Annotated in this window: 22 protein-coding genes and 1 tRNA gene; 12 read left to right on the top strand and 11 right to left on the bottom strand. The window is 51.8% G+C overall.

All coding sequences use genetic code 11. The annotated features are described in order from the left end of the window. Positions 1-40 precede the first annotated feature (40 nt). The 3 genes from IG609_RS02235 to lptF all read right to left on the bottom strand — a co-directional run bounded on the left by IG609_RS02235 (position 41) and on the right by lptF (position 2,548). Positions 41-125: transfer RNA gene (locus tag IG609_RS02235), tRNA-Leu, on the bottom strand. 231 nt (positions 126-356) lie between these two features. After that, a complete protein-coding gene (gene lptG, locus IG609_RS02230; protein WP_193397840.1) occupies positions 357-1,433 on the bottom strand; it encodes an LPS export ABC transporter permease LptG in 1,077 nt (358 codons plus the stop codon). Further along, a complete protein-coding gene (gene lptF, locus IG609_RS02225) occupies positions 1,433-2,548 on the bottom strand; it encodes an LPS export ABC transporter permease LptF (RefSeq protein ID WP_193397839.1) in 1,116 nt (371 codons plus the stop codon). Before lptF ends, lptG begins: the two co-directional genes overlap by 1 nt. Before the next feature lie 282 nt (positions 2,549-2,830). Here lptF and pepA point away from each other — a divergent pair, with 282 nt between their 5' ends. The 3 genes from pepA (at position 2,831) to IG609_RS02210 (ending at position 7,802) form a co-directional block, all read left to right on the top strand. Continuing rightward, a complete protein-coding gene (pepA, locus tag IG609_RS02220; RefSeq protein WP_010284628.1) occupies positions 2,831-4,342 on the top strand; it encodes a leucyl aminopeptidase in 1,512 nt (503 codons plus the stop codon). 127 nt (positions 4,343-4,469) lie between these two features. Next, a complete protein-coding gene (locus IG609_RS02215; RefSeq protein WP_193397838.1) occupies positions 4,470-4,919 on the top strand; it encodes a DNA polymerase III subunit chi in 450 nt (149 codons plus the stop codon). 12 nt (positions 4,920-4,931) lie between these two features. Continuing rightward, positions 4,932-7,802 (top strand): valine--tRNA ligase, encoded by a 2,871-nt coding sequence (locus IG609_RS02210; RefSeq protein WP_193397837.1) that lies wholly within the window; start codon positions 4,932-4,934, stop codon positions 7,800-7,802. A gap of 219 nt (positions 7,803-8,021) precedes the next feature. Here the strand turns inward: IG609_RS02210 and IG609_RS02205 are convergent, their stop codons facing one another. The 4 genes from IG609_RS02205 to IG609_RS02190 form a co-directional block, all read right to left on the bottom strand. Then, positions 8,022-9,641 (bottom strand): methyl-accepting chemotaxis protein, encoded by a 1,620-nt coding sequence (locus tag IG609_RS02205; protein ID WP_193397836.1) that lies wholly within the window; start codon positions 9,639-9,641, stop codon positions 8,022-8,024. A gap of 222 nt (positions 9,642-9,863) precedes the next feature. Next, complete coding sequence (locus IG609_RS02200; protein WP_193397835.1) at positions 9,864-10,943, bottom strand: alpha/beta fold hydrolase; 1,080 nt, start codon at positions 10,941-10,943, stop codon at positions 9,864-9,866. 347 nt (positions 10,944-11,290) lie between these two features. Continuing rightward, positions 11,291-12,328 carry a M48 family metallopeptidase gene (locus tag IG609_RS02195; protein ID WP_193397834.1) on the bottom strand — a complete coding sequence of 346 codons (1,038 nt, stop codon included), beginning with the start codon at positions 12,326-12,328 and terminating at the stop codon, positions 11,291-11,293. A 9-nt stretch (positions 12,329-12,337) separates the two neighbouring features. Continuing rightward, on the bottom strand, positions 12,338-13,519 hold the full coding sequence (locus IG609_RS02190; protein WP_193397833.1) for a YjgN family protein: 1,182 nt from the start codon (positions 13,517-13,519) through the stop codon (positions 12,338-12,340). 424 nt (positions 13,520-13,943) lie between these two features. Here IG609_RS02190 and IG609_RS02185 point away from each other — a divergent pair, with 424 nt between their 5' ends. Continuing rightward, positions 13,944-14,447: a GNAT family N-acetyltransferase gene (locus tag IG609_RS02185; RefSeq protein ID WP_039282688.1), complete on the top strand. Its 504-nt coding sequence runs from the start codon at positions 13,944-13,946 to the stop codon at positions 14,445-14,447. A 109-nt stretch (positions 14,448-14,556) separates the two neighbouring features. Here IG609_RS02185 and rraB read toward each other — a convergent pair whose 3' ends face one another. Then, positions 14,557-14,982: a ribonuclease E inhibitor RraB gene (gene rraB / locus IG609_RS02180; RefSeq protein ID WP_193397832.1), complete on the bottom strand. Its 426-nt coding sequence runs from the start codon at positions 14,980-14,982 to the stop codon at positions 14,557-14,559. Between the two features lie 305 nt (positions 14,983-15,287). Here rraB and argF point away from each other — a divergent pair, with 305 nt between their 5' ends. Then, a complete protein-coding gene (gene argF, locus IG609_RS02175; RefSeq protein ID WP_116164332.1) occupies positions 15,288-16,295 on the top strand; it encodes an ornithine carbamoyltransferase in 1,008 nt (335 codons plus the stop codon). A 136-nt stretch (positions 16,296-16,431) separates the two neighbouring features. Here the strand turns inward: argF and IG609_RS02170 are convergent, their stop codons facing one another. From IG609_RS02170 to IG609_RS02160, 3 genes are read right to left on the bottom strand one after another with little or no spacing between them, the layout of a single operon-like run. Then, positions 16,432-16,875, bottom strand: a complete 444-nt coding sequence (locus IG609_RS02170; RefSeq protein ID WP_193397831.1) for a hypothetical protein — start codon at positions 16,873-16,875, stop codon at positions 16,432-16,434. After that, entirely contained in the window at positions 16,853-17,245 is a 393-nt protein-coding gene (locus IG609_RS02165) for a polymorphic toxin type 44 domain-containing protein (RefSeq protein ID WP_193397830.1), read from the bottom strand. Before IG609_RS02165 ends, IG609_RS02170 begins: the two co-directional genes overlap by 23 nt. Positions 17,246-17,289: 44 nt before the next feature. Continuing rightward, complete coding sequence (locus tag IG609_RS02160; protein WP_102117157.1) at positions 17,290-17,754, bottom strand: NanQ anomerase/TabA/YiaL family protein; 465 nt, start codon at positions 17,752-17,754, stop codon at positions 17,290-17,292. A 449-nt stretch (positions 17,755-18,203) separates the two neighbouring features. On the opposite strand from IG609_RS02160, the gene pyrB reads away from it, so the two are divergent. The 7 genes from pyrB to IG609_RS02125 all read left to right on the top strand — a co-directional run bounded on the left by pyrB (position 18,204) and on the right by IG609_RS02125 (position 24,267). After that, a complete protein-coding gene (gene pyrB, locus IG609_RS02155; protein WP_116227065.1) occupies positions 18,204-19,139 on the top strand; it encodes an aspartate carbamoyltransferase in 936 nt (311 codons plus the stop codon). A 15-nt stretch (positions 19,140-19,154) separates the two neighbouring features. After that, complete coding sequence (gene pyrI, locus IG609_RS02150; RefSeq protein WP_010284552.1) at positions 19,155-19,619, top strand: aspartate carbamoyltransferase regulatory subunit; 465 nt, start codon at positions 19,155-19,157, stop codon at positions 19,617-19,619. A gap of 98 nt (positions 19,620-19,717) precedes the next feature. Then, entirely contained in the window at positions 19,718-20,104 is a 387-nt protein-coding gene (ridA, locus tag IG609_RS02145; protein ID WP_014913940.1) for a 2-iminobutanoate/2-iminopropanoate deaminase, read from the top strand. 221 nt (positions 20,105-20,325) lie between these two features. Continuing rightward, on the top strand, positions 20,326-21,765 hold the full coding sequence (locus IG609_RS02140; RefSeq protein ID WP_193397829.1) for a circularly permuted type 2 ATP-grasp protein: 1,440 nt from the start codon (positions 20,326-20,328) through the stop codon (positions 21,763-21,765). Further along, complete coding sequence (locus tag IG609_RS02135; RefSeq protein ID WP_193397828.1) at positions 21,759-22,688, top strand: alpha-E domain-containing protein; 930 nt, start codon at positions 21,759-21,761, stop codon at positions 22,686-22,688. Before IG609_RS02140 ends, IG609_RS02135 begins: the two co-directional genes overlap by 7 nt. Beyond that, complete coding sequence (locus IG609_RS02130) at positions 22,685-23,506, top strand: transglutaminase family protein (protein WP_193397827.1); 822 nt, start codon at positions 22,685-22,687, stop codon at positions 23,504-23,506. The genes IG609_RS02135 and IG609_RS02130 overlap by 4 nt, the downstream gene beginning before the upstream one ends. A gap of 23 nt (positions 23,507-23,529) precedes the next feature. Continuing rightward, on the top strand, positions 23,530-24,267 hold the full coding sequence (locus IG609_RS02125; protein ID WP_193397826.1) for a proteasome-type protease: 738 nt from the start codon (positions 23,530-23,532) through the stop codon (positions 24,265-24,267). The last annotated feature ends 315 nt before the right edge of the window (positions 24,268-24,582 follow it).

The following is a 24,582-nucleotide window of genomic DNA, read 5'->3' as shown; positions in this document are numbered from 1 at the left end:
ACAAAAAAAGCCACCCTGAGGTGACTTAATTTTCATACTATGGTGCCGAAGGCCGGACTCGAACCGGCACACCTTGCGGCGGTTGATTTTGAATCAACTGCGTCTACCGATTTCGCCACTTCGGCACAGAAGTAGTATGCGGAAAACGGATGCATTATACCGTTTGACGGCTCTCACGCAACGTTAATCCACTCCATGTTTGGTTAAGTGCTGAAAAAATCATCTTTAGCAACGTGTTAAGCCCGTTTCGCCTTAATAGGGTACGGTAATGGACGTTGCAGAGAGCACGTTGTCACAGCCAAATAAAAAAGCGCCAAGGGGTAACACACTCGGCGCTTTCTCTGATTTATTGAGTGCTACCGGCGTTTCAGTAGCAGCGCGACGCTAATGAACAGAAACACAGAGCTCGGCAAGATAGCGCCCAGAATCGGCGGGATACCATAGACCAGACTGAGTGGGCGGAAAATCTCATTCAGCAGGTAGAAGAGGAAGCCGAAGCTGATACCTATAACTATACGTGAACCCGCCGACACGCTGCGCAGCGGGCCGAAGATGAAAGAGACCGCCATGAGCATCATCACCGCCACTGAGACCGGTGCAAAAATTTTGCTCCACATGTTCAGTTGGTAGCGGTTCGACTCTTGCCCACTTTGTTTCAGATACTTGGCGTAATCATGTAACCCACTGATCGACAGTGCATCCGGCTCCAGCGCCACCACGCCGAGCTTATCCGGCGTCAGGTTAGTTTTCCATTCTCCGCTGAACGTCTGGCTGCCGCCAATCTGTTTACCGTCGCTCAAATCAGATTCATCAACCTGCGAGAGCTTCCAGACATTCCTGTCATCTTCAAACTCGGCAGAGGCCGCATAGCGCACAGATAGCAGCTTGTTCTTATCGTCGAAGTGGTAGATGTTGACGCCAGACAGTTCTTTATCGCCCGTCACTCGTTCGATATAGATAAAGTCATTGCCGTCTTTTGCCCACAGTCCGCCCTGCGTAGAGATCATCGACCCACCGGAAATCATCTGAGAGCGGTAGTTACGCGCCATCTGTTCCCCTTGCGGAGAAACCCATTCGCCAATCGCCATCGTCAGCAACACCAGCGGGATCGCGGTTTTCATCACGGCCGTCGCAATCTGCAAGCGGGTAAAGCCAGAAGCCTGCATCACCACCAGTTCGCTGCGGGTCGCAAGCTGACCCAGCCCGAGCAATGCGCCGAGCAGCGCCGCCATTGGGAAGAAGATCTCAATATCTTTAGGTACGCTGAGCAGCGTGTACAGCCCAGCGCCCAGCGCCGAATACTCGCCCTGGCCAACTTTACGCAGTTGGTCGACAAACTTGATGATGCCGGAAAGCGACACCAGCATGAATAGTGTCGTCATGATGGTGGTGAAAATCGTTTTGCCGATATAGCGGTCTAATACACCAAACATCAGGCCGCTCCTTGTGTTCTAAGCGTACGAGGCTTAAAGCGGGCGCGCACTTTGCGCATCGGCACGGTATCCCATAGGTTAAGCATCACAGCAATACCGAAGTACGTCAGGTTGGTCAGCCAGACCCAGACCATCGGATCGATTTTGCCTTTACTGGCGTTAGAACGCAGCGAGCTTTGCAGCAGGAAGAAAATCAGATACAGCAGCATCGCAGGCAGCATGCTCAATACCCTGCCCTGACGGGGGTTCACTACACTCAGCGGCACCACCATCAGCGCCATGATCAGCACCGAAACAATCAACGTCAGCCGCCAGTGGAACTCTGCGCGCGCATCGTGCGCATCCGAATACCACAGAGTCTGCATATCCATTTGTTGCACGTCGCTATTATTGAGCGTCACGCTCTGGTGACCAATCACAGCCTGATAGTTGGTGAAATCCGTGATACGAAAATCACGCAGCAGCGCCGTACCTTCGTAACGCGAACCGTTATCCAAGGTCACGACCTGCACGCCGTCTTCGTTTTGCTTGATATGACCGCGATCGGCCACGACGACAGAAGGCCGTGCGTTACCACTGGGGCGCAACTGTGCCAGAAAGACGTGCTCAAACTCCGATCCTTTGACATTGCCGACAAACAGCACCGCGTTGCCGCCCTGTGCGGACTGAAACTGCCCTTCTACCAATGCCGCCATACTGGGGTTCGCCTTCGCTTCCGCCAGCACTTCTTCCTGATGACGGGACGACCATGGGCTGAGCCACATGACGTTAATGGTTGCGACGATGGCAGTGAACACCGCCAGGACCAGCGCGGCTTTCAGCAACACGCGTTTGCCCAACCCGCAGGCGTGCATGACGGTGATCTCGCTTTCCGCATAGAGGCGGCCAAACGTCATCAATACGCCAAGAAACAGACTTAATGGCAGGATGAGCTGCACCATTTCTGGCACGCCCAATCCCAACAGGGAGATAACCAAATTTGTCGGGATTTCACCATCAACAGCGGCGCCCAGTATCCGTACTAATTTCTGGCAAAAGAAAATCAGCAACAGAATGAAAAGGATGGCCAGTTGACTCTTAAAGGTTTCCCGTACCAGATATCGAATGATGATCACGCTTAATTACGCCTGTGAAAACTTGTCTTTTTGCAGGAAAATCGATAGTTTCTTCGCTAATGCGCCATTTATACTCATTTTTGGCTGCCTTCTTAGCTAAAACTGTATTACAACACACTGCGTTTGAGCTGTTGTATCAGAACCTGCTTATTAGTCACTAAAACAGGTTCGTTACGTCGTTAAGATTAACACAGGTTATGTTAACGCAACGGCGGGAAGTATTACGGAGTGTCACATTCTAGCCGTTGCCCCCGCGGTTGTCTTTAAGATTCAGGAGAGTACATGGAGTTCAGCGTAAAAAGCGGTAGCCCGGAAAAACAACGCAGTGCCTGCATTGTCGTCGGCGTGTTTGAACCGCGTCGTCTGTCCCCTATTGCCGAACAACTCGATAAAATCAGCGACGGCTACATCAGCGCGTTGCTTCGCCGTGGTGAATTAGAAGGCAAAGTGGGGCAATCATTGCTCTTACACCATGTACCTAACATTCTTTCCGAGCGCATTCTGCTGATTGGTTGCGGTAAAGAGCGCGAACTTGATGAACGCCAGTACAAACAGGTGATTCAGAAAACGATCAACGCCCTAAACGAAACCGGCTCGATGGAAGCGGTTTGCTTCCTGACCGAGCTGCACGTGAAAGGCCGTAACACGTACTGGAAAGTACGCCAGGCGGTCGAAACCGCAAAAGAGACGCTGTACACCTTCGATCAGCTTAAGAGCAACAAGGTCGAGCTGCGCCGTCCGCTGCGCAAAATGGTCTTCAACGTGCCGACGCGCCGTGAGCTGACCAGCGGCGAGCGTGCCATTCAGCACGGTCTGGCGATTGCTGCGGGCATCAAAGCCGCGAAAGACCTCGGCAACATGCCGCCGAATATCTGTAATGCCGCGTATCTGGCTTCGCAAGCGCGTCAACTGGCCGATACCTACAGCCAGAACATCATCACACGCGTGATTGGCGAGCAGCAGATGAAAGAGCTGGGCATGAATGCCTATCTGGCCGTGGGTCAGGGCTCGCAGAATGAATCACTGATGTCCGTGATCGAATATAAAGGCGATCCAAATCCGGAAACCCGCCCGATTGTGCTGGTCGGTAAAGGGCTGACGTTCGATTCCGGCGGCATTTCCATCAAACCTGCCGACAGCATGGACGAAATGAAGTACGACATGTGCGGCGCGGCCACGGTCTACGGCGTGATGCGCATGGCGGCCGAACTGGCGCTGCCGTTGAATATCATCGGCGTGCTGGCGGGTTGTGAAAACATGGTCGATGGGCGCGCATACCGTCCGGGCGATGTGCTGACCACGATGTCCGGCCAAACGGTAGAAGTACTGAACACCGATGCGGAAGGCCGTCTGGTCTTGTGTGATACGCTGACCTATGTCGAGCGTTATGAGCCGGACGTGGTAATTGACGTCGCGACACTGACCGGCGCGTGCGTGATTGCGCTGGGGCACCACATCACTGGGCTGATGGCGAACCACAATCCGCTGGCGCACGAGCTGTTGAGCGCGTCCGAGCAGTCTGGCGACCGCGCATGGCGTCTGCCACTGACCGACGAATTCCAGGAACAGCTGGAATCCAATTTTGCCGATATGGCGAATATTGGCGGTCGTCCAGGCGGTGCGATTACCGCAGGCTGCTTCCTGTCGCGCTTTACGCGTAAGTACAGCTGGGCGCATTTGGATATCGCAGGCACCGCCTGGCGTTCTGGTAAAGCCAAAGGCGCAACGGGTCGACCGGTCGCGCTGTTATCACAGTTCCTGCTTAACCGCGCCGGACAGAACGACGTAGAATAAGACTTTCACGTCAACGGCGATGACCAAAGCCAGCGATTGCCTTATCCTTATAAGGTGATTGCCGTCTTATGGGCCGGACTTCCGGCCCTTATCACTTTCTGGCTCTTAGCAATCAATAGTGTAAACAATGAAAAACGCAACGTTCTATCTTCTCGAACACGACAGCAAAAGCGGTGAGCTCAGCGCCCATGAGGCACTGGCATGCGATCTGGCGGCAGAACGTTGGCGAGCAGGAAAGCGCGTGCTGATTGCCTGTGAAGACGAGCAGCAGGCCATCAGGCTGGACGAGGCACTGTGGCAGCGTGACCCCAGCGCATTCGTGCCGCACAATCTGGCAGGCGAAGGGCCGCGTCACGGTGCGCCGGTCGAACTGGCCTGGCCACAGCGGCGTGGCAACGCGCCACGGGATCTGCTGATTAGCCTATTGCCGCAGTTCGCAGATTTTGCCACCGCTTTCCATGAAGTGATAGACTTTGTTCCTTACGAAGACTCCTTGAAACAGTTGGCGCGCGACCGCTATAAAACCTATCGCAGCGTCGGCTTCCAATTGACCACGGCTACGCCGCCAACTCACTGAATTTTGAGCATAATGGAAACGAAATATAACCCGCAAGATATCGAGCAGCCGCTCTACGAACACTGGGAAAAGCAAGGCTACTTCAAGCCGCACGGCGACACGAGTAAAGAAAGCTTCAGCATCATGATCCCGCCGCCCAACGTCACCGGCAGCTTGCACATGGGTCATGCTTTCCAGCAAACCATTATGGATACGTTGATTCGCTATCAGCGTATGCAGGGCAAAAATACCCTGTGGCAGGCAGGTACCGACCACGCCGGTATCGCCACACAAATGGTCGTTGAGCGCAAGATCGCCGCCGAAGAAGGCAAAACTCGCCACGATTACGGCCGCGAAGCGTTCATCGACAAAATCTGGCAGTGGAAAGGCGAATCCGGTGGCAACATCACCAATCAAATGCGCCGTCTGGGCAACTCCGTTGACTGGGAACGCGAGCGCTTCACCATGGATGAAGGCCTGTCCAATGCGGTGAAAGAAGTTTTCGTCCGTCTGTATAAAGAAGACCTGATTTACCGTGGCAAACGTCTGGTGAACTGGGATCCAAAACTGCGCACCGCAATTTCCGATCTGGAAGTCGAAAACCGCGAAGTGAAAGGGTCGATGTGGCACCTGCGCTATCCGCTGGCCGATGGCGTGAAAACCGCTGACGGGAAAGACTATCTGGTTGTCGCGACTACCCGTCCGGAAACCGTGCTGGGTGATACTGGCGTCGCCGTTAACCCGGAAGATCCGCGTTATAAAGATCTGATCGGCAAAGAGGTGATCCTGCCGCTGATTGGCCGTCGTATTCCGATCGTTGGCGACGAACATGCCGATATGGAAAAAGGCACCGGCTGCGTGAAGATCACGCCAGCTCACGACTTCAACGACTACGAAGTCGGTAAACGCCACCAGTTGCCGATGGTCAATATCCTGACGTTCGACGGCGATATCCGCCAGAGTGCTGAAGTTTTTGATACCAATGGCGAAACCAGCACCGCTTGCAGCAGCGAGATTCCAGAAGCCTTCCAGGGTCTGGAGCGTTTTGCCGCGCGTAAAGCGTTAGTCGCTGCATTCGATGAGCTCGGCCTTCTGGAAGAGATCAAAGCGCACGATCTGACCGTTCCTTACGGCGACCGTGGCGGCGTTGTCATTGAGCCGATGCTGACCGACCAGTGGTATGTGCGGGCTGCCGTGCTGGCTAAGCCAGCGGTAGAAGCGGTGGAAGATGGCCGCATCCAGTTCGTACCAAAACAGTACGAAAACATGTACTTCAGTTGGATGCGTGACATTCAGGACTGGTGTATTTCCCGCCAGCTGTGGTGGGGTCACCGCATTCCGGCCTGGTACGATGCCAATGGCAACGTCTATGTGGGTCGCACCGAAGCGGAAGTACGCAGTGAAAACAACCTCGCTGACGATGTCGTTCTGAATCAGGACGAAGACGTACTGGATACCTGGTTCTCATCCGGGCTGTGGACGTTCTCTACGCTGGGTTGGCCAGAGCAAACGCCCGATCTGAAAGCGTTCCACCCAAGCAGCGTGATGGTCAGCGGCTTCGACATCATCTTCTTCTGGATTGCCCGTATGATCATGCTGACCATGCACTTCATCAAAGATAAAGACGGCAAACCACAGGTGCCATTCCACACCGTTTACATGACTGGTCTGATCCGTGATGAGGAAGGCCAGAAGATGTCCAAATCTAAAGGGAACGTGATCGACCCGCTGGATATGGTGGACGGTATTTCGCTGGAAGCCCTGCTGGAGAAACGTACTGGCAACATGATGCAGCCGCAACTGGCGGAAAAAATCCGCAAGCGTACCGAGAAACAGTTCCCGAACGGTATCGAGCCGCACGGTACGGATGCCCTGCGCTTCACGCTAGCGGCGCTGGCCTCTACCGGCCGCGACATCAACTGGGACATGAAGCGTCTGGAAGGTTACCGCAACTTCTGTAACAAGCTGTGGAACGCCAGCCGTTTTGTGCTGATGAACACCGAAGATCAGGATTGCGGTTTTGGCACAGGCGAGAAAGTGCTGTCACTGGCTGATCGCTGGATTCTGGCGGAATTCAACCGCACGGTGAAAGCCTACCGCGAGGCGTTGGACAGCTACCGCTTTGATATTGCGGCCAACATTCTGTATGAGTTCACCTGGAACCAGTTCTGTGACTGGTATCTGGAGCTGACGAAACCTGTGATGAATGGCGGTTCAGAAGCGGAACTGCGCGGTACGCGTCACACGTTAGTTACCGTACTGGAAGCGTTGCTGCGTCTGGCACATCCAATTATTCCGTTCATTACCGAAACCATCTGGCTACGCGTTAAAGCGCTCAAAGGCATTAGCGCCGCTGTTCGTACAAATGAAAGCATCATGTTGCAGCCGTTCCCTGAGTTTGATGCCGCGCAGGAAGATACGCTGGCGCTGAACGATCTGGAGTGGATTAAGCAGGCGATTATCGCCGTGCGTAACATTCGTGCGGAAATGAACATCGCGCCGGGCAAACCGCTGGAAGTCTTACTGCGTGATGTCACTGGTGAAGCACAGCGTCGCGTGGAAGAGAACCGCAGCTTTATCCAAACGCTCGCACGTCTGGAAAGCATTACGCTGCTGCCTGCGGGCGATAAAGGTCCGGTTTCCGTCACTAAACTCATTGATGGTGCCGAGCTGTTAATTCCGATGGCAGGCCTGATCGATAAAGCGGCAGAGCTGGATCGTCTGACGAAAGAAGTAGCGAAAATCGAAGCAGAGATTGAGCGCATCGAAAGCAAGCTGTCCAACGAAGGCTTTGTGGCACGCGCACCGGAAGCGGTCGTCGCCAAAGAGCGTGAGAAGCTGGACGGTTACGCCGTAGCGAAAGCCAAACTGCTGGAGCAGCACGCAGTCATCGCTGCGCTGTAACGCTCACCGATTTTCTAGCGGTAGTACGGTAAGTACGAAAGCCTCGTTGCAAAACGAGGCTTTTTTATCAGCGGATAACGGCGTCTGGTTAACGCTAACGGTTCCCGTGTCGTTTATCGATTCCACACCATTTATGGATTGATGAGTGCGTACATAAATCGCCTGTCTTCGCTGCCCAACCAGCATGAGCGAAAACAGGCGATGGGGATCGGTTAACGATTAGCGCGCATCGGCCAGCGCAATGTTCCGGCGCAAGCCGGGCAGCACGTTGTCCATTTCCATGCTTTCTCTTGCGATCTGGAAACGGGAAACGGACTGTTGCAGATTAATAACCTGCTCCTGAAGTGAATTCGCCGAGGTCGCCACTTCGGATACCAAAGACGCATTCTGCTGCGTCACACCATCCATCTGATTGATGGCGATACTGATCTGCGAAATGCCGCGACTCTGCTCACTGGAAGCCAGCGTGATCTCATCCATGATGTCGACCACTTTTTCCACATCCATCAGCACTTCGTCCATCGTGTTGCCCGCGACTTCAACCAGCCCTGCACCCTTTTCAATACGGCTGAGCGAATCGTCGATCATGGTGCCAATCTCTTTCGCGGCCGTCGCACTACGCGCAGCCAGCATCCGCACTTCCGAAGCCACCACCGCAAAGCCTTTACCATACTGACCCGCACGCGCAGACTCCACCGCCGCGTTCAGCGCCAGCAGATTGGTCTGGAAAGCGATACCGTCGATCACACCTACAATGTCTGAGATCTTCGCAGAGCTCACCTTAATAGAACGCATGGTATCCACCACTTCGGAGACAACATTTCCGCCGCGAGACGCGGAGTCAGAGGCCTTCTGCGCCAGTTGATTAGCCTTACGCGTGTTGTCTTCGTTGTTTTTCACCGTCGACATGATCTGCTCCATACTTGAAGCCGTCTCATCCAACGAAGCCGCCTGCTGCTCGGTACGGCTGGAAAGATCGATGTTGCCGGAGGCGATTTCTTCAACCCCTACGCTGATTGCATCGGTACCGTTACGCACCACACGCACCATATTTTCCAGCCCGTCACGCATACGTTGAACCGCAGCAAACAACTGTGCAATTTCATTTTTTCCGCTGCTATCAATCTGTGCCCGCAGGTCGCCTTCGGCGATGCGATCAAAGACGGAAATCGCCTGATTCAGCGGTTTCACGATCATGTTGGTCACCACAGACCAAGCCAGCACCGCCAGCAGCAGAGCACAGGCGATCGCACCGTACAGGATGGTTTCCATCAGCGCCACACGCCCATTTGAATCTGCGTAGGCTTCATCAATGCTCTTCAACTTAAAGGCAACCAGCGCTTTAGAGGATTTATCAAACGCGGCATACAGCACCGTCGATTTCCCAGCACGCTGGCGATATTCATCCAGATTCCCTGCATTAAGCGCCGTAAATGCCGGATCGATAAACTCCTGCATCAGCGTGTTACGCTTTTCAGCCATGTCCGCCGAAATGACCTTCTCCGCTTCGGACTGCGGGTATTTCAGGTATTCCTGCCACTTTTCACTGGCACCGTCGACTTTGCCTCTGGCGCGCCCTAGCGCAACTTTAGCTGCTTCGACGTCCCCTTTCCCCATTAATGATTCGTACAGACGCAAATCCAACCGACCACGCAACAGCAGCTCTGAGCTGTCATTCAGCGCAACCAGCCCTGGCAGCACGTCCATATCAACGCGAGCAAATGATTTATTCCCTGACTGAACGGCAACCAACCCTAACACGCCGACGAAAAGCAGTAATACCGCTAACGAAAACACCATCATGCTAAGTGCAGTACGGATCTTTATCTTACGAAACATAAATTATCCCTGTAGTCTGAGAATAAGAAAGGATGAGCACCAGCTCCAGAGCAGAGCCGTTCCGTTATTTACGTAATAGTCGTTGTTCATCTTCCAGACGTGTGAATTTCCACGAACTGAAATAAACTTGTTATAAAACCGTAATAAAAAAAAGAAACGAATAAAGAAACGTATAGAGAAAAAGATGGCCGACAGAAAAAGATTTCTGCCGACCATTAATTTTTATTTTTTATTATTTTTCTGAGAATGATTTTTTTCTAAGAAGCGTTGCAACTCATCTTTATAAAACTTCGCCGACATCATGGTGCCATGTCCGCTGGTATCTTTACTGGCGGGAATAAGGAACAATGTCGCCTGCTTAATTTTTTTAAGCTCATTCTCTAGGATGCCTGTTTCAATAGGATTACGCTCATCATCCGCAGAGTTAATCACCAGAACAGGGGCCTTAATTTTATTCAGTTCCGGTGCCGCATTATAATTTGCAGACGAACCCCAGATATAAATAAAGTCATTCGCATCGCTTGTAGATGGTGCCGCAAGGCGATCTTCTACCAGTTTGTCCGCCTGCGCGCGCGTCGGCGCTTTGCTCTGATACGCGAGCGTACCGCCAGTGGTGGCAATACTGAACATAATGTTGGCCGTTTTCAGCGTTGGCGGCTGCTGTGTGTAATCACCGTTATTCCACACCGGATCGTTCTTGATGGATTCAATCAAAATGCGGCGCATCATCCAGTTACGACCAGACAGCTCATTCGGCAGCGATGCCATTGGCACCAGCGCATCCATCATGTCTGGGTATTTTTCACCCCAGAGCCAGGTTTGCATGCCGCCCATGGAATATCCCATCACCAGGCGCAGGTGGTTAATGCCCAGCCCTTCTTTAACTAAGCGATATTGTGCCTGCACCATATCGTTATAATCGTACTGTGGGAATTTCATCCGTAAGCCGTCTGACGGTTTGGACGATTTTCCAGAACCGATACTCTCCGGCATGATAATAAAGTACTTACTGCTATCCAGCGCCTGACCTGGTCCGAACAGCTCCCCGCCAAAGCCATTGGCTAGCAGTGACTTAATCGGCTGGTTCGTTCCATGTAACAATAAGATGGCGGGCTTGGTCTTATCACCGATCGTGTAGTAATGAATACGCAGATCTTTTAATTTTTCGCCGCTGTTGAAGGTAAATTCTGGCGCAATCCAGTCGCCTTCTTGGGGCTCTGGGAAATTGGCCTGTGCATGCGTTAATGGTGACAGCATTAACAGAAATGCACCCACCACCCCTGATAAAATTCGGTTAATCATAAATAACTCGTCGGTAATCATGAAGTCGTGAAGCAGCGATTTTAATGCCTATTAGGAAAAATCCCAATAAACATAAGCAAGCTAATAATAAAAAGATATTATTCTCTGATTTTTTTATTTATCGCGAGAGATTCTACAGATAGTTTTTAATAGGATGATATTTAACGCATTTTTGTTAATCGACTGGCTACGTAGCTCATGCTTTTCGTTCGACATTCTCGTTTATAAAAACAGCAAGTCGTATTTTTTTTGTTCAAACGTCTAGCAGAAAAGGGATCGTGTGCTGTGAAACCACACACGATCGGCATAAGGTAGGTTAGATCGAGGTGAGAAGCGAGACCTGAGGATTAGTACTTATTGATCTCGCTTTCAATGACTTTCAGCCGCTCATCCATATCGGGGTGCGTACTCAGCCAGTCAGGTAAATCCAGCGAATCAATCTCATCCTGAGTGTGGTCGTGAGCGATCAAGGCCCGATACATTGCCTGCATCGACTGAAGCGAACGGCCCTGTAGCTGCATTTCTGCTATTGCCCATGCATCGGCTTCCCGTTCCATATCGCGGGAAAACTGCATCTCGTTGATAAAAGCAGCAGACTGCAACAACGTATCCCCCACGCCGCTAACATCCCCCGTCATCCACATGAAAGTCAGGGATACCAGCGATGAACGCACCACCATGCGCATTGGGTGGCGATAGGCGTGGTGCCCCATTTCATGCAACATCACGGCGGCCAGCTCGTTGTCATTTTTCGCCAGCTTCACCAGATCATCACTGATAATTAGCGTGCCATCCGCCAGCATAAAGGCATTCGGCCCGATAGGCGCAGACATAATTTCCAGGCGCAGTGGCGTTTTATCTTCCCGCATATCAGCAGGCATAACCTGTTGAAACAGCGCTTGCATCGCCTGCTGACGCTCAACAGGCAGTTCCGAAGGCTTAAAATCACTGTGCCGTAACAGCGTTAGCGTGTTTTGCCCCAGTTGCTGTTCGATAGCGCTAGGCATCCGTAGCGCCAGCGCGGAACTTGCCCACGGCAGAACGACGTAAACGTAGTTTATGACGAGCAAAATTGTGGCGAGTAGCGTGAGAATGACGCCACGTTTATGGCGTTCCAGACGATGGACAAGTCCTGGGCGACGTCGTGCGGAATACCAGGTGCGAAAAGTGGGATCGTCGGCAGGAACAAAGCGACCACCGTCAGGAAAGGTGAGCGTTAGAGGAATCGAGCCCAGCGCATCGGAAACCGTGACCTGCTCTAATGCAAATGTCGTATTCGATGACCCAGTGTTCAACACCATCATCGAACCGTTGTCCGTTAAATGAAGAGAAGCGGCCACGCGGGCCGCCAATCCGGGGTATTGATAATGCCCCTCAATATTCATATTCCTGCCTTAGAGACCGACACCCAAATCGAGCGCCTGCACGGCTTCTTCGGCCAGTGCGCTGTTTGCTGTGTCCTGATGAGCCTGAACATGCAGCAGTGCTAGATCGCCTTCAACCGCTGTCGCATTCGCAATATAGCGCGCGTGACGAATCTCTGCCACCGGTGCAGCCCAGCCAAAAGAGAAAATAGTGATCAGGCTATTGGTTATCAGCAGCCCCATGTAAGACAGCGTCTGCATGGAAGAGTGCAATTTCACACCGCCATTCAGCGACGTCTGATTAAACAGATAATTACGCTGTGCGACCACTAGATAGCTGCTGGAAACCAGCACACCCAACAGCGCCACGACAACCATCATGACCATATTGAAGATGTTGCTCAGCAGCATCATCATCACGAGTTCTTCATTTCCACCACCCATCATCATCGTTTGGAACAGCGTGAAAAAGAATGAGCTCATAAATGACAGCGACGCGATCAAGAAAGGAACAAAAATCAGCAGGCTAATGAGGGTGAATTTAATAAATGCTGCCTTCGTCAATTCCGCTTTAAACGCTGTTTTGCCGAAGAACAGGTTATTCACATAAAAATCAAGTTGCATCATTTTCATGATGCCGTTTACTGCGGCAAACCCTGGAATAGCAATTACCAGCAAGATGAATCCAATCAGAATCGGGCTATCGCTCTGCGAGCCAATCAACAGCGCTACGGCCAACACGGCGTAAAACGCCAGCAGCAGCAGAATAGGGCAAAGCAGTAATACCCAATACGCGCGGCCAGTCTGGCAATGATAGTTAAAACGGATGCCACGGTAGCTGGACATAATGGCGTCATAACGCCAGTTGCGGATCACAATAATCGGAATCAATGCCGCAAATGCCAACGCGATAACAGTACCAAGCTCAGGTGACATCATCATCACAATATAAAACAAAACGATTCCAGCGATAACCAGCAAACGCCCTTTGAGGATCTGAATGGGTTGTGCGTGGTAATCAAAACGGTCACCGTTAATTTCCGTATTACCGTAGAAATAACGGCGGCGGCGCACTGTTGCCCAGGCAGAATAAATACCTAAGGTGATTATTGTTAATAATGCATTCACCAGCCAAATTGCAAAATATTCCCCAGCCTTACCATGAAACTGCACGCGATGCTGCGCGCTATTTTCTGAAATATTGATTGTCATAACCCTTTCATCCTAAAAGAAATAAGACTCAATAACGTTTCATTAGACACGTTATTGGCATACAAAAAGCGGCTTATTTAAGCATGCCTTGTTAACGACAACAATAAAACTTAACAGTAATTAAACAACTGAGTAGTCTTATAAACCGTAAGGAATAGCGCTATCTAAATATTTATATCTTAAGAGATTGCAGGAAATTTTACTTATATCTTAGATAATTCAAGCTCCAGAGTGTCATATTATGGCTTTAACAGTAGAAAATGCTGGCGCGTGAGTGTGGATATGGAATAAAAATCACCACAGATACCACGCGAAGAACACCAGGAAGAACGGGTATAGACGTTGCATCAATGTGGTCTGAAATGGTATTACAATCGGCTAAGATCAGTCCCCCTCGTAAACCGTAAGAGCAAGAGTACGTATTATGACAACCGCGACCTCCGCCAATCTTCAGGTACGCCCAATCACTGCGCGAGACGATGCCGCTATCGCTCAGGTCATCCGTCAGGTTTCTGCTGAATTTGGTTTGACGGCTGATAAAGGCTATACCGTTTCCGATCCCAATTTGGACGCGCTGTTTGCCCTCTATAGCCAGCCGAAAAGCGCCTACTGGGTGGTTGAATATGAAGGCCGCGTGGTTGGCGGTGGCGGCATTGCCCCGCTAGTCGCAGGCGAAGAAGATGTGTGTGAATTACAGAAAATGTATTTCTTACCCGTCGTACGGGGCAAAGGGCTGGCACGTCAGCTGGCGATACAGGCGCTTGATTTTGCGCGTCAGCACGGCTTTCGCCGCTGCTATCTGGAAACAACCGGCCACCTGACCAGCGCGATCCGACTGTATGAGTCACTGGGCTTCGAGCTGATTCCCCACTCAATGGGTAACACGGGCCACACCGACTGTGAAGTGACGATGTTGAAGGTACTGTAATCGGCTTAAGATGCAGTAATCACGCGCTGTCATATCGAATAAAAAACGCCGCAGGGGTTCCGGCGGCGTTTTCAGTGAGGCGTATTCTTTCGAGTTAATGACTCAATAATTAGTGGCGCTTGCCGTCATCATCTTCATCATAAAAATCTTCATCATCCCCGTCTTCTTCGCCTTCACCATCAGGATCTTCGAAGTAGGTGCCCCATCCGTCGTAATTCACGCCGTGGCGTTCTGCCAGCGCCAGCAGTTGTTCTACCTGCGCGTCGATTATCTCCGCCTTCAGCGCAACTTCACTGATAGCATCGCAGCACATCAGTAACACGCCCTCTTCCACTTCCAGTTCTTCCGCATCCGTCACTTCATAACCCAACTTGAAGGCTTCTACAGCGACTTTTTCCAACACTTCAAACTTCTCAGCAGAGAAATGGTGTTCAATGGTATAGAGCGCGTCAGGATCGCTGCCATCATCCAGCAGTTCTTCAATGATCAGGCGTGTCTCTTCCCGTTGCTCTTCCAGTAATTCGCGGTTTGCCATGCCTCAGTCCTCATTAATCGACGTAATATTACTTATTGTCCCACAGCCCTGCGGCTTGCTCCACCACAAAGTTTGATATCACCACTTGAATTTGAATAATTACACATATAAAGTGAATTTTAATTCAATGAATAGCTTTTAATCCGATAGATATACCCTAGATAATTCGAGTTGCAGGAAGGCGGCAATCGCACGAATCCTCAGGAGCTTACTCAAGTAAGTGACTGGGGTGAGTAAGAGAAGCCAACGCACATGCAGCTTGAAGTATGACGGGGATAGTGTTGAGCCACATGGAGAGGTACATCATGCAACCGTTCTATAAGCGTCACTTTTTAAGGTTAATGGATTTTACACCCGCAGAAATTGCCAATCTTTTAGCCCTGTCAACGAAACTGAAAGCCGACAAAAAAAACGGGACAGAAGCCCGCCGCCTGCAAGGTAAAAACATCGCACTCATCTTCGAAAAAGATTCGACTCGTACTCGCTGCTCTTTCGAAGTTGCTGCATACGATCAGGGCGCGCAAGTGACCTACCTCGGCCCAAGCGGCAGCCAAATCGGCCATAAAGAATCCATCAAGGATACTGCACGCGTACTGGGAAGAATGTACGACGGTATTCAATATCGCGGCTACGGCCAGCAAATTGTCGAAACGCTGGCGCAATACGCGGGCGTGCCGGTCTGGAACGGGCTGACGAACGAATTCCACCCTACGCAACTGCTGGCAGATCTGCTGACGATGCAGGAACATTTGCCGAGTAAATCGCTGTCAGAAATGACGCTCGTCTATGTTGGCGATGCGCGCAACAACATGGGCAACACCATGCTGGAAGCGGCGGCGCTCACCGGGCTGGATTTACGCCTCGTTGCGCCAAAAGCCTGCTGGCCGGATGCTGGTCTGGTGGCTGAGTGTCAGGCGGCGGCAGAACAAACCGGTGGCAGCATTACGCTAACGGAAGATATCGCTGCGGGCGTCGCGGGCGCAGATTTCATTTATACCGATGTCTGGGTTTCTATGGGGGAACCGAAAGAGACCTGGAAAGAGCGTATCGCGCTGCTGAAACCGTATCAGGTGAACATGGCAATGATCGCCGAGACGGGCAATCCGCAGGTGAAGTTCCTGCACTGCCTACCTGCGTTCCACGACGATCAGACGACGATGGGCCAACAAATGGCGGAGCAATATGGTCTGCACGGTGGAATGGAAGTCACGGATGAGGTCTTTGAATCCGCGCACAGCATCGTGTTCGATCAGGCGGAAAACCGCATGCACACCATCAAAGCGGTGATGGTCGCTACGCTGGTTCAGGATTAAGGTTTAACCTGCCTCTGAGATGTTTTAAAAACAGATCAGAGGCAGACTGTTTCATCGCTCAAAACAGTAATAGTTTTTGTTGCTGAACCACAGAAAACACGATTCTTGCCTTAATTCTGCATATTGAAACAAGCCGCTACTCTCTCCAAGCATTGATCCCTTTTGCATCAATATCAATCGTAGGCATGACTGGCATTTTACCGTCATAAAAAAATGATGAATTGCTAAATGAATAAATTTTGCCTGTCATTTTGACCGTAATACGGCTCCCCACTCCGGAAACTGACACGTCGCTACGGTCTGCCGTCAGAAATGGCGCAGAATCGCCAAGTACGTTCATTGGATCGCCATCAATATGACGGTAAAGATAGTAGCGATAAACGTCAGAATCCGTCGCGCCAGCATTCTGGTACTGGGTCACATAGAGCCAGATTTTATCAGTAAGCGGTTTTTGGCTGTAAAGCCGATCATTATAGCGGCCAGATGATAAGAACTGAATCATACAGAAACCGACGACAGCAACGAGCAGTACCGCTGTCAATAAACGATGCCCCCACTTAATAGCCGTGCAGGCGTGCATAGTCTATTCCTTGTTGAATCCAGAACTGATCGCGTGGATCATCACCATAGGGTGGCCGATGATACCAATATCCCCAGTCAGGTCGAGAAGTGCCTGCCCGACTCTGGGCCCAGCCAGCTCCCATCAACAATATATTTGGCATAATTCCCGCAGCCGTACCCGCCGCACCGTAATTAAAATTACCGAAGTTAGCCAGCGAACGATCACGCTGCTTGTAATCCCACGGGCCACCATTACGAACCTGCTGATAAAACCAATAGTAGGTCTGCGGAACAGCCATACTCCGTGGCATACCATTTCTGCGAGCCTCATAGAGATTTTTAAGCAGAAGAGGAAAACCACCAGCGGGCATCTGAGGAATTATTGCCATTATTTTCTCCATTTTATGATTGAACGTCCTTGTTCACAGCAATCCTACACCAGCGATGCGTCGATTTTCACTACAGCTTTGCGTACGTGCGCGGGTTCGCCAACGGCACACAGCGGTTTATGCACTTCGCCAGGGAAGAAGACGACAAAATCCCCTTCCTGCATCACAAATTGTTTTTCCTGCTCGCCCGCAGGCAGGAAAGCAATGTCTTTATCCGCCAGCCAATCGGTATCGGGCTTGCCCGCTGGCAGGTTACTGAACGTCATCCCTTCCACGCCGGACAGCACGATCTGGATGTCCAGATATTTGGCGTGATACTCGGCGCGGCGTTTTTCCAGCAGATCGGTGCTGTCGTTGGAGATCAGCACAAACACACTGTTACCTTCGATATCATGCTTGCCCAGCGGGGTATCCGCCGTAATATTTTTCTTCACGTATTCAATTGCTTCACGCAGTTTGGCAGGCAGATAAGGAACCAGTTCAAGGTGGTGGACGTTGCCAGTAATCATAAAAACCCTCGTTGATATAAAAATGAAACCCTGTTTTACAAACCTTATACTCTCCAAATGTGACGCCCGCCAGCGCGTTAATACGAAAAAGTGAACTGCCCATCACTCTTCTCAGTCTCCCCTCTTACACCCGCGAGCGCTATGCATACCGCACGCGACCCGCAACCGATTGCGATGCGTAAAAAACCACGTTTTCTGCTTGAAATAGCCTAGTCGGCGCGTATAATTCCCGACAGTTTGCTGGGAGGGGTCATGCACCGTTACACCAAAAAATCCGCTGCTTATGTTGGTTCTCAACCACAACTGCCATCCGGCAGCCAGCTAGCGTTTTCCTTTCCGTTGCTCAATTATTCAATGAAGAAAGCCCCTCAATGAGGGGCTTTTTTTTGGCCCACAATCTGGGCAACCCGATACGACATTTCCTGTGTACACGTTAGGAGAAAGACAACATGGTCAATCCGCTCTATCAAAAACATATTATTTCGATTAACGACCTCAGTCGGGAAGATTTGGAACTGGCGTTGCGTGTCGCCGCCAGCCTGAAAGCCAAACCTCAGCCTGAATTGTTGAAACATAAAGTGATTGCCAGTTGCTTCTTCGAGGCCTCCACCCGGACGCGTTTATCCTTTGAAACCGCGATGCATCGTCTGGGCGCATCCGTCGTCGGTTTCGCTGACAGCAACAACACGTCGTTGGGGAAAAAAGGCGAAACGCTGGCCGACACCATTTCCGTCATCAGCCAATACGTGGATGCCATCGTGATGCGTCACCCGCAGGAAGGTGCTTCCCGCCTTGCGACCGAGTTCTCCGGCGGTATTCCGATTCTGAACGCTGGCGACGGCGCGAACCAACACCCGACGCAGACGCTGCTCGATTTGTTCACCATTCAGGAAACGCAGGGCCGACTGAATAACATTAATATCGCGATGGTCGGTGATTTGAAATATGGCCGCACCGTGCATTCACTCACGCAAGCGCTGGCGAAGTTTGAAGGCAACCGCTTCTACTTCATCGCTCCAGATGCGCTGGCGATGCCGGACTACATTCTGAGCATGCTGAAAGAGAAGAATATTGCTTACAGCCTGCACAACAGCATTGATGAGGTCGTCGGCGAGCTGGATATTCTGTACATGACGCGCGTGCAGAAAGAGCGTCTGGATCCGTCCGAATACATCAACATCAAATCCCAGTTTGTCCTGCGCGCGGCTGACCTGCACAGCGCCCGCCCGAATTTGAAAGTACTACACCCGCTACCGCGCGTTGATGAGATCACCATTGATGTGGATGCCACGCCTTACGCCTATTATTTCCAGCAGGCAGGCAACGGTATTTATGCTCGTCAGGCGCTGCTGGCGCTGGTCCTGAATCGCGAACTGGTTCTGTAAGAGGAAGAAGCCATCATGACACACGATAATAAATTACAGGTTGAAGCGATCAAACGTGGCACGGTGATCGACCACATTCCCGCACAGGTGGGTTTTAAGCTGCTGACGCTGTTTAAACTGACCGCGACAGACCAGCGCATCACCATCGGCCTGAACTTGCCGTCCAACCATCTTGGGCGCAAAGATCTGATCAAGATCGAGAACGTCTTCCTGACCGAACAGCAGGCGAATCAGTTGGCGATCTACGCACCGCAGGCGACCGTCAATCAGATCGATGATTATGACGTGGTGCGCAAGCTGGTGCCGACACTGCCAGACCACATTACTGGCGTGCTAACTTGCCCGAACAGCAACTGCATCAGCCGCAGCGAGCCGGTTTCATCGTCATTCAGCGTGAAGCAGCGCGACGGCGACGTTCACCTCAAATGTAAGTACTGCGAGAAAGAATTTGAGCGTCAGGCGGTACTGCAAGATCGCTAGTTTTCTGCGTTGCCCCGCGATGAACATTGCCTGTCGCGGGGCTTTTTTGAATAATGGCGGCGTCCGCATTCCTTTTACGCCCCCATCAAGGAGATACCATGTCACGCATTATCAGCACTGAGCACGCCCCAGCCGCCATCGGCCCTTATGTTCAGGGCGTCGACCTTGGCAGCATGATCTTCACCTCCGGCCAGATCCCCGTGCACCCGAAAAGCGGTCTGGTGGCAGATAACATCACCGCCCAAACGCGTCAGTCACTGGAAAACGTTCAGGCGATCGTAGAAGCCGCTGGCCTGAAAGTTTCCGATATCGTGAAAATGACCGTGTTCGTGAAAGACCTGCACGATTTCGCGCTGGTCAACACCGCGTATGAAGCCTTCTTCAACGAACATAGCGCACCGTTCCCGGCTCGCTCTTGCGTTGAAGTCGCACGCCTGCCAAAAGACGTGAAGATCGAGATCGAAGCGATCGCCGTTCGTCGCTAAGCACCATTATTGCTCGTTCCCTTCGCAAGACGCACCATTATGGCTGCGTCTTGCTGATTTCTAGCGTCTTTATTCTCCCCCCTCAGTGCAGACTTTCCTTGCTACGCACCAATTAGAGGAAAAAATCCTCTTCCCCTCTGACTACATCACGCTTTTCTCAAAATGGCGCATTTTATGCATTGTCCCATTATCGCTATTAAGCGTGCTGCCTGGGGATGACAATGATAAAAATGAAACTTCCATCTGTGCCTTATTATGACGAGATGCTTTCGTCACAAGGCCAACAACGTCAACATTACAATTCCTATTGGCAATGGCTTCAACAAACCGACCAACAGGCCATTAAACAGAAGAAAGAGCAGGCGGAACTGTTGTTTCACCGCGTGGGGATTACCTTTAACGTTTATGGCGAGGAAGGGGGCACCGAGCGCTTAATCCCCTTCGATAGCGTACCGCGCATTATTCCCGCCCACGAATGGCAGTTGCTCGATCGCGGCATCCGTCAGCGGGTACAGGCACTGAACGCCTTTCTCTACGATATTTACCATCAGCAGCACATACTCAAGGCCGGTATTATCCCCAGTGAACAGGTACTGGCGAATGAGCAGTATCAACCTTGTATGCAGGGTGTGAACCTGCATAACAACATTTACGCCCACATCACTGGGATCGATATGGTGCGTAACAGCGACGGCCATTATTACGTACTGGAAGATAACCTGCGCACCCCATCCGGCGTCTCCTACATGCTGGAAAACCGCAAAATGATGATGCGGCTCTACCCAGACCTCTTTGCCAGCCAGCACATCGCCCCTGTTGAACGTTACCCCAGCTATCTGCTACAGACCCTACGTGAAAGCACACTCGTTGACGACCCTACCGTGGTCGTGCTGACACCGGGCCGTTTCAACAGCGCCTACTTCGAGCACAGCTTTCTGGCGCAGCAAATGGGTGTCGAGCTGGTGGAAAGCGCGGATTTATTCGTGAAAGAGGGGGCCGTGTATATGCGCACCACGGAAGGCCCCTGCCAGGTGGATGTGATTTATCGCCGCGTGGACGATGCCTTCCTCGACCCACTGGCGTTTCGCGCGGATTCGATGCTCGGCGTGCCCGGTCTGTTGTCCGTGTATCGTGCTGGTGGCGTCGTACTGGCGAATGCTGTCGGCACCGGTGTCGCCGACGATAAATCCATCTATCCCTATGTGCCAGAAATGATTCGTTTCTACCTGTCTGAAGAGCCGATTCTCCACAACATTCCTACCTGGCAGTGCCGCAACCCCAGCGATCTGCGCTATGTGCTCGATCATCTGGATAGCATGGTAGTGAAGGAAGTTCACGGTGCAGGCGGTTACGGTATGTTGGTCGGCCCGCGGGCCACGCGTGGGGAAATCGAGACATTCCGCCAGCGTTTACTCGCGCACCCGCACAACTATATCGGTCAGGAAACCTTAGCGCTCTCCACCTGCCCAACATTCATCGATGACGGTCTGGCTCCCCGACATATCGATTTGCGCCCTTTCGCCTTGTCCGGTGAGGAAATCCGACTGATTCCCGGCGGCCTGACGCGTGTCGCACTCACCGAAGGTTCTTTGGTCGTCAACTCCTCACAGGGCGGCGGCACCAAAGACACCTGGGTCATGGAGGAGGACGAATCATGCTAAGCCGTACTGCCAGTGAACTGTATTGGATGGCTCGCTATCTGGAACGGGCAGAAAGCCTCGCCCGTGTACTGGATGTCACCTACAAACTTTCGATGATGCCGCGCCACAGCCAGCAGCAGCGCGATCTGTATCTACCCCTGAACCTGACCGTCACGCATGAGCTATTTCAGCAGCGCTACCCCCAATTTTCCATGAATAACCTGCTGAATTTCTTCGCGCTAGATAGCGAGAACCCCAGCAGCATCTACAACTGTATCGAAATGGCATGGAACAATGCGCACGCCGTGCGCGGCAGCCTGTCCTCCGAGGTCTGGGAGTGTATCAACGCGACCCGCATCGATATTCGGAACCTGCGGCATCAGGGTGTTGATCATATCGGGATTGATGCGTTTTTTGACTGGGTGAAAGAGCGTTCCCATCTGTTTCGCGGTGCGATGTTCGGCACACTGCTGCGCAATGACGCCCAGTGCTTCATTCGTGTTGGCACACTGATTGAGCGCGCCTATGCAACCGCGCAGTTGCTGAAAGTGAAACACCAACAGCTCAATAACGACCCCGACCCAGTACGCGAGTATTATCGTCTGGATACTCTGCTGCGTGCAGTGAGCGCACGCGAGGCTTACCACAGCATCTATCGCCAGCCTATCAGCCCAGAAACCGTTACCGAACTGCTGGTCTTACGCGAGGACGTTCCGCGTTCGCTGCACGCCTGCGTCGGCGATCTAGTGCTTCAGTTGGAAGCCATCGGCAGTCAACGCGCCAAAGTGCCACATCGGCTCGCTCATCTGCTGCACGTCGAGCTACGTTTCAGTACGTTGGATGACATTCTGGCGCAGGATTTATCCACGTACCTCAACAATTTCATAATTAAAATCAATGAACTGGCAGACAGCATTCGTCATACCTATCTGGAGGCGCTATGAAACTCACCATCAACCATCTCACCCACTACCGCTACGATGAAGAAGTGAAGTTTAGCACCCAGTACCTGCGCCTGACGCCGCAAAACTCCGCCCATCAGAGAATACGGGAGTGGAAGCTAACGCTACCCACCTCAGCGGTTCAAACCACCGATGCGTATGGTAATGTACTGCATGTGCTGACACTCGATCACCCGCATCAGGACATTACGATTTATGCGGAAGGCGTGGTCGATATTCTCGACAGCGGCGCAGCAGAAAATCCCGCAATACAGGATGGGCTGTCACCGTTAGTTTTTTTACGCCCGACGCCGCTGACCGAAGCCGACAGTGAGATTCGCGCGTTTGCACAACGCTATTACCGTCCGGATGCAGCGGAAGAGAGCCTGAATACGCTGATGGCGGAATTACGGCTGAAAATGCCGTATACTCCCGGCGCGACGCAGGTACAGGATACCGCGGCGGCAACATTTGCTATGCAGAAAGGCGTTTGTCAGGATCACACGCATGTGTTTCTCGCCTGCTGCCGTAGCCTAAGTATTCCAGCACGCTATGTCAGCGGTTACGTGTACAGTCAGGATACCCACCATGTCGCCATGCATGCCTGGGCAGAGGTGTGGCTAAACGGGTACTGGCAAGGGTTTGATATTACCAACAATGCCCGACAGCTCCATCAGCATCTGCGACTGGCCGTAGGCATGGATTATATGGATGCCTGCCCGGTTCGCGGTACACGACTGGGAGGGGGATGCGAAGAGATGTTTTCAGAAGCTGAAGTCCGCTTGTTTGAACAACAACAGCAGGTGCAGCAGCAACAGTAGAATTTTTAACGAAAAGGTACCTTATGACGTACTGTGTCGCCATGTGTCTGTCTGACGGCCTGGTTTTTGCCTCCGATTCCCGCACGAATGCGGGCGTCGATCACATTGCAACGTTCAAGAAACTCTATGTTTTCCAGCATGAGAATGAACGCGTGTTAGTGATCCAATGCGCGGGAAACCTGGCGACAACGCAAAGCATTATCAGCCTGCTCAACGCCCGTATTGACGCGCAGCATACGCCCAATCTCATGCAGGTTAACTCCATGTATGACGCCGCGATGCTACTCGGGGAAACCGTGCGAGAAGTGATTCACCGCGATAGCAGCGCGCAGCAGAGCGGCAGTAATACCAATTTCGGCTGCAACCTGCTGCTAGGCGGCCAGATTGGTAGTGAAACACATCGGCTGTTCCACATTTATCCTGAAGGCAACTTCATTGAGGCCACGCCAGACACTCCCTATTTCCAGATCGGCGAGAGTAAGTACGGAAAACCGATCATCGATCGCGTGTTGACGATGGATACCCCTCTGGAACAAGCCATGTGCTGTGCGCTGATTTCTATCGACTCCACCCTGCGCAGTAATCTGTCGGTCGGCCTGCCACTGGACGTGATGATTTACCGCACTGGCAGTTTTGACAGCAGTGAGCAACAGCGCGTTACCGAAAACAACGCCTATTTCAACACGATCCGCAAAGCCTGGTCAGAAGGGCTAGTAAATACCTTCCGTCAGCTTCCCCCCTTCCCTGATAGTCAACAGTAACTCGCCCCTTCATCGGTCATCGGCATTCAGTAGTCACCATCACGCTTACGACGAATGCCGAAAAACACCATCTGGCATTTCAGATATTTCTGTACTTTTACTCTCCTGCCCATAAAAAAACTCCCAATAAGCCGCCAGACTGCGTATCGCAAGCCTTCGCGCCCCCCACACTCAACCTGGTCAAATGTTGTTCAAGTTCGATTTATCTACTAGGTGGGAATTTCTTTGCTCTACATCAATTTTACAGCGATAAAAGCGCAAACACCCCGATGCAATTTCAATATATAGTGCCTATCCTGTAAACACGAACTACAT

The sequence above is a fragment of the Pectobacterium quasiaquaticum genome, assembly GCF_014946775.2.
GTDB classification, from domain to species: domain Bacteria; phylum Pseudomonadota; class Gammaproteobacteria; order Enterobacterales; family Enterobacteriaceae; genus Pectobacterium; species Pectobacterium aquaticum.
Note: the sequence above shows the minus strand (reverse complement) of the source record. Positions and strands in the feature narration are given on the sequence as shown.

Coding starts and splice junctions, on each gene's coding strand:
- IG609_RS02210 (WP_193397837.1), top strand. CDS start 4,932: ATGGAAACGAAATATAACCCGCAAGATATCGAGCAGCCGCTCTACGAA.
- IG609_RS02165 (WP_193397830.1), bottom strand. CDS start 17,245: ATGGCAATAATTCCTCAGATGCCCGCTGGTGGTTTTCCTCTTCTGCTT.
- IG609_RS02125 (WP_193397826.1), top strand. CDS start 23,530: ATGACGTACTGTGTCGCCATGTGTCTGTCTGACGGCCTGGTTTTTGCC.
- pepA (WP_010284628.1), top strand. CDS start 2,831: ATGGAGTTCAGCGTAAAAAGCGGTAGCCCGGAAAAACAACGCAGTGCC.
- pyrB (WP_116227065.1), top strand. CDS start 18,204: ATGGTCAATCCGCTCTATCAAAAACATATTATTTCGATTAACGACCTC.
- ridA (WP_014913940.1), top strand. CDS start 19,718: ATGTCACGCATTATCAGCACTGAGCACGCCCCAGCCGCCATCGGCCCT.
- argF (WP_116164332.1), top strand. CDS start 15,288: ATGCAACCGTTCTATAAGCGTCACTTTTTAAGGTTAATGGATTTTACA.
- pyrI (WP_010284552.1), top strand. CDS start 19,155: ATGACACACGATAATAAATTACAGGTTGAAGCGATCAAACGTGGCACG.
- rraB (WP_193397832.1), bottom strand. CDS start 14,982: ATGGCAAACCGCGAATTACTGGAAGAGCAACGGGAAGAGACACGCCTG.
- IG609_RS02130 (WP_193397827.1), top strand. CDS start 22,685: ATGAAACTCACCATCAACCATCTCACCCACTACCGCTACGATGAAGAA.
- IG609_RS02170 (WP_193397831.1), bottom strand. CDS start 16,875: ATGCACGCCTGCACGGCTATTAAGTGGGGGCATCGTTTATTGACAGCG.
- lptG (WP_193397840.1), bottom strand. CDS start 1,433: ATGTTTGGTGTATTAGACCGCTATATCGGCAAAACGATTTTCACCACC.
- IG609_RS02185 (WP_039282688.1), top strand. CDS start 13,944: ATGACAACCGCGACCTCCGCCAATCTTCAGGTACGCCCAATCACTGCG.
- IG609_RS02215 (WP_193397838.1), top strand. CDS start 4,470: ATGAAAAACGCAACGTTCTATCTTCTCGAACACGACAGCAAAAGCGGT.
- IG609_RS02200 (WP_193397835.1), bottom strand. CDS start 10,943: ATGATTAACCGAATTTTATCAGGGGTGGTGGGTGCATTTCTGTTAATG.
- IG609_RS02195 (WP_193397834.1), bottom strand. CDS start 12,328: ATGAATATTGAGGGGCATTATCAATACCCCGGATTGGCGGCCCGCGTG.
- IG609_RS02160 (WP_102117157.1), bottom strand. CDS start 17,754: ATGATTACTGGCAACGTCCACCACCTTGAACTGGTTCCTTATCTGCCT.
- IG609_RS02140 (WP_193397829.1), top strand. CDS start 20,326: ATGATAAAAATGAAACTTCCATCTGTGCCTTATTATGACGAGATGCTT.
- IG609_RS02205 (WP_193397836.1), bottom strand. CDS start 9,641: ATGTTTCGTAAGATAAAGATCCGTACTGCACTTAGCATGATGGTGTTT.
- IG609_RS02190 (WP_193397833.1), bottom strand. CDS start 13,519: ATGACAATCAATATTTCAGAAAATAGCGCGCAGCATCGCGTGCAGTTT.
- IG609_RS02135 (WP_193397828.1), top strand. CDS start 21,759: ATGCTAAGCCGTACTGCCAGTGAACTGTATTGGATGGCTCGCTATCTG.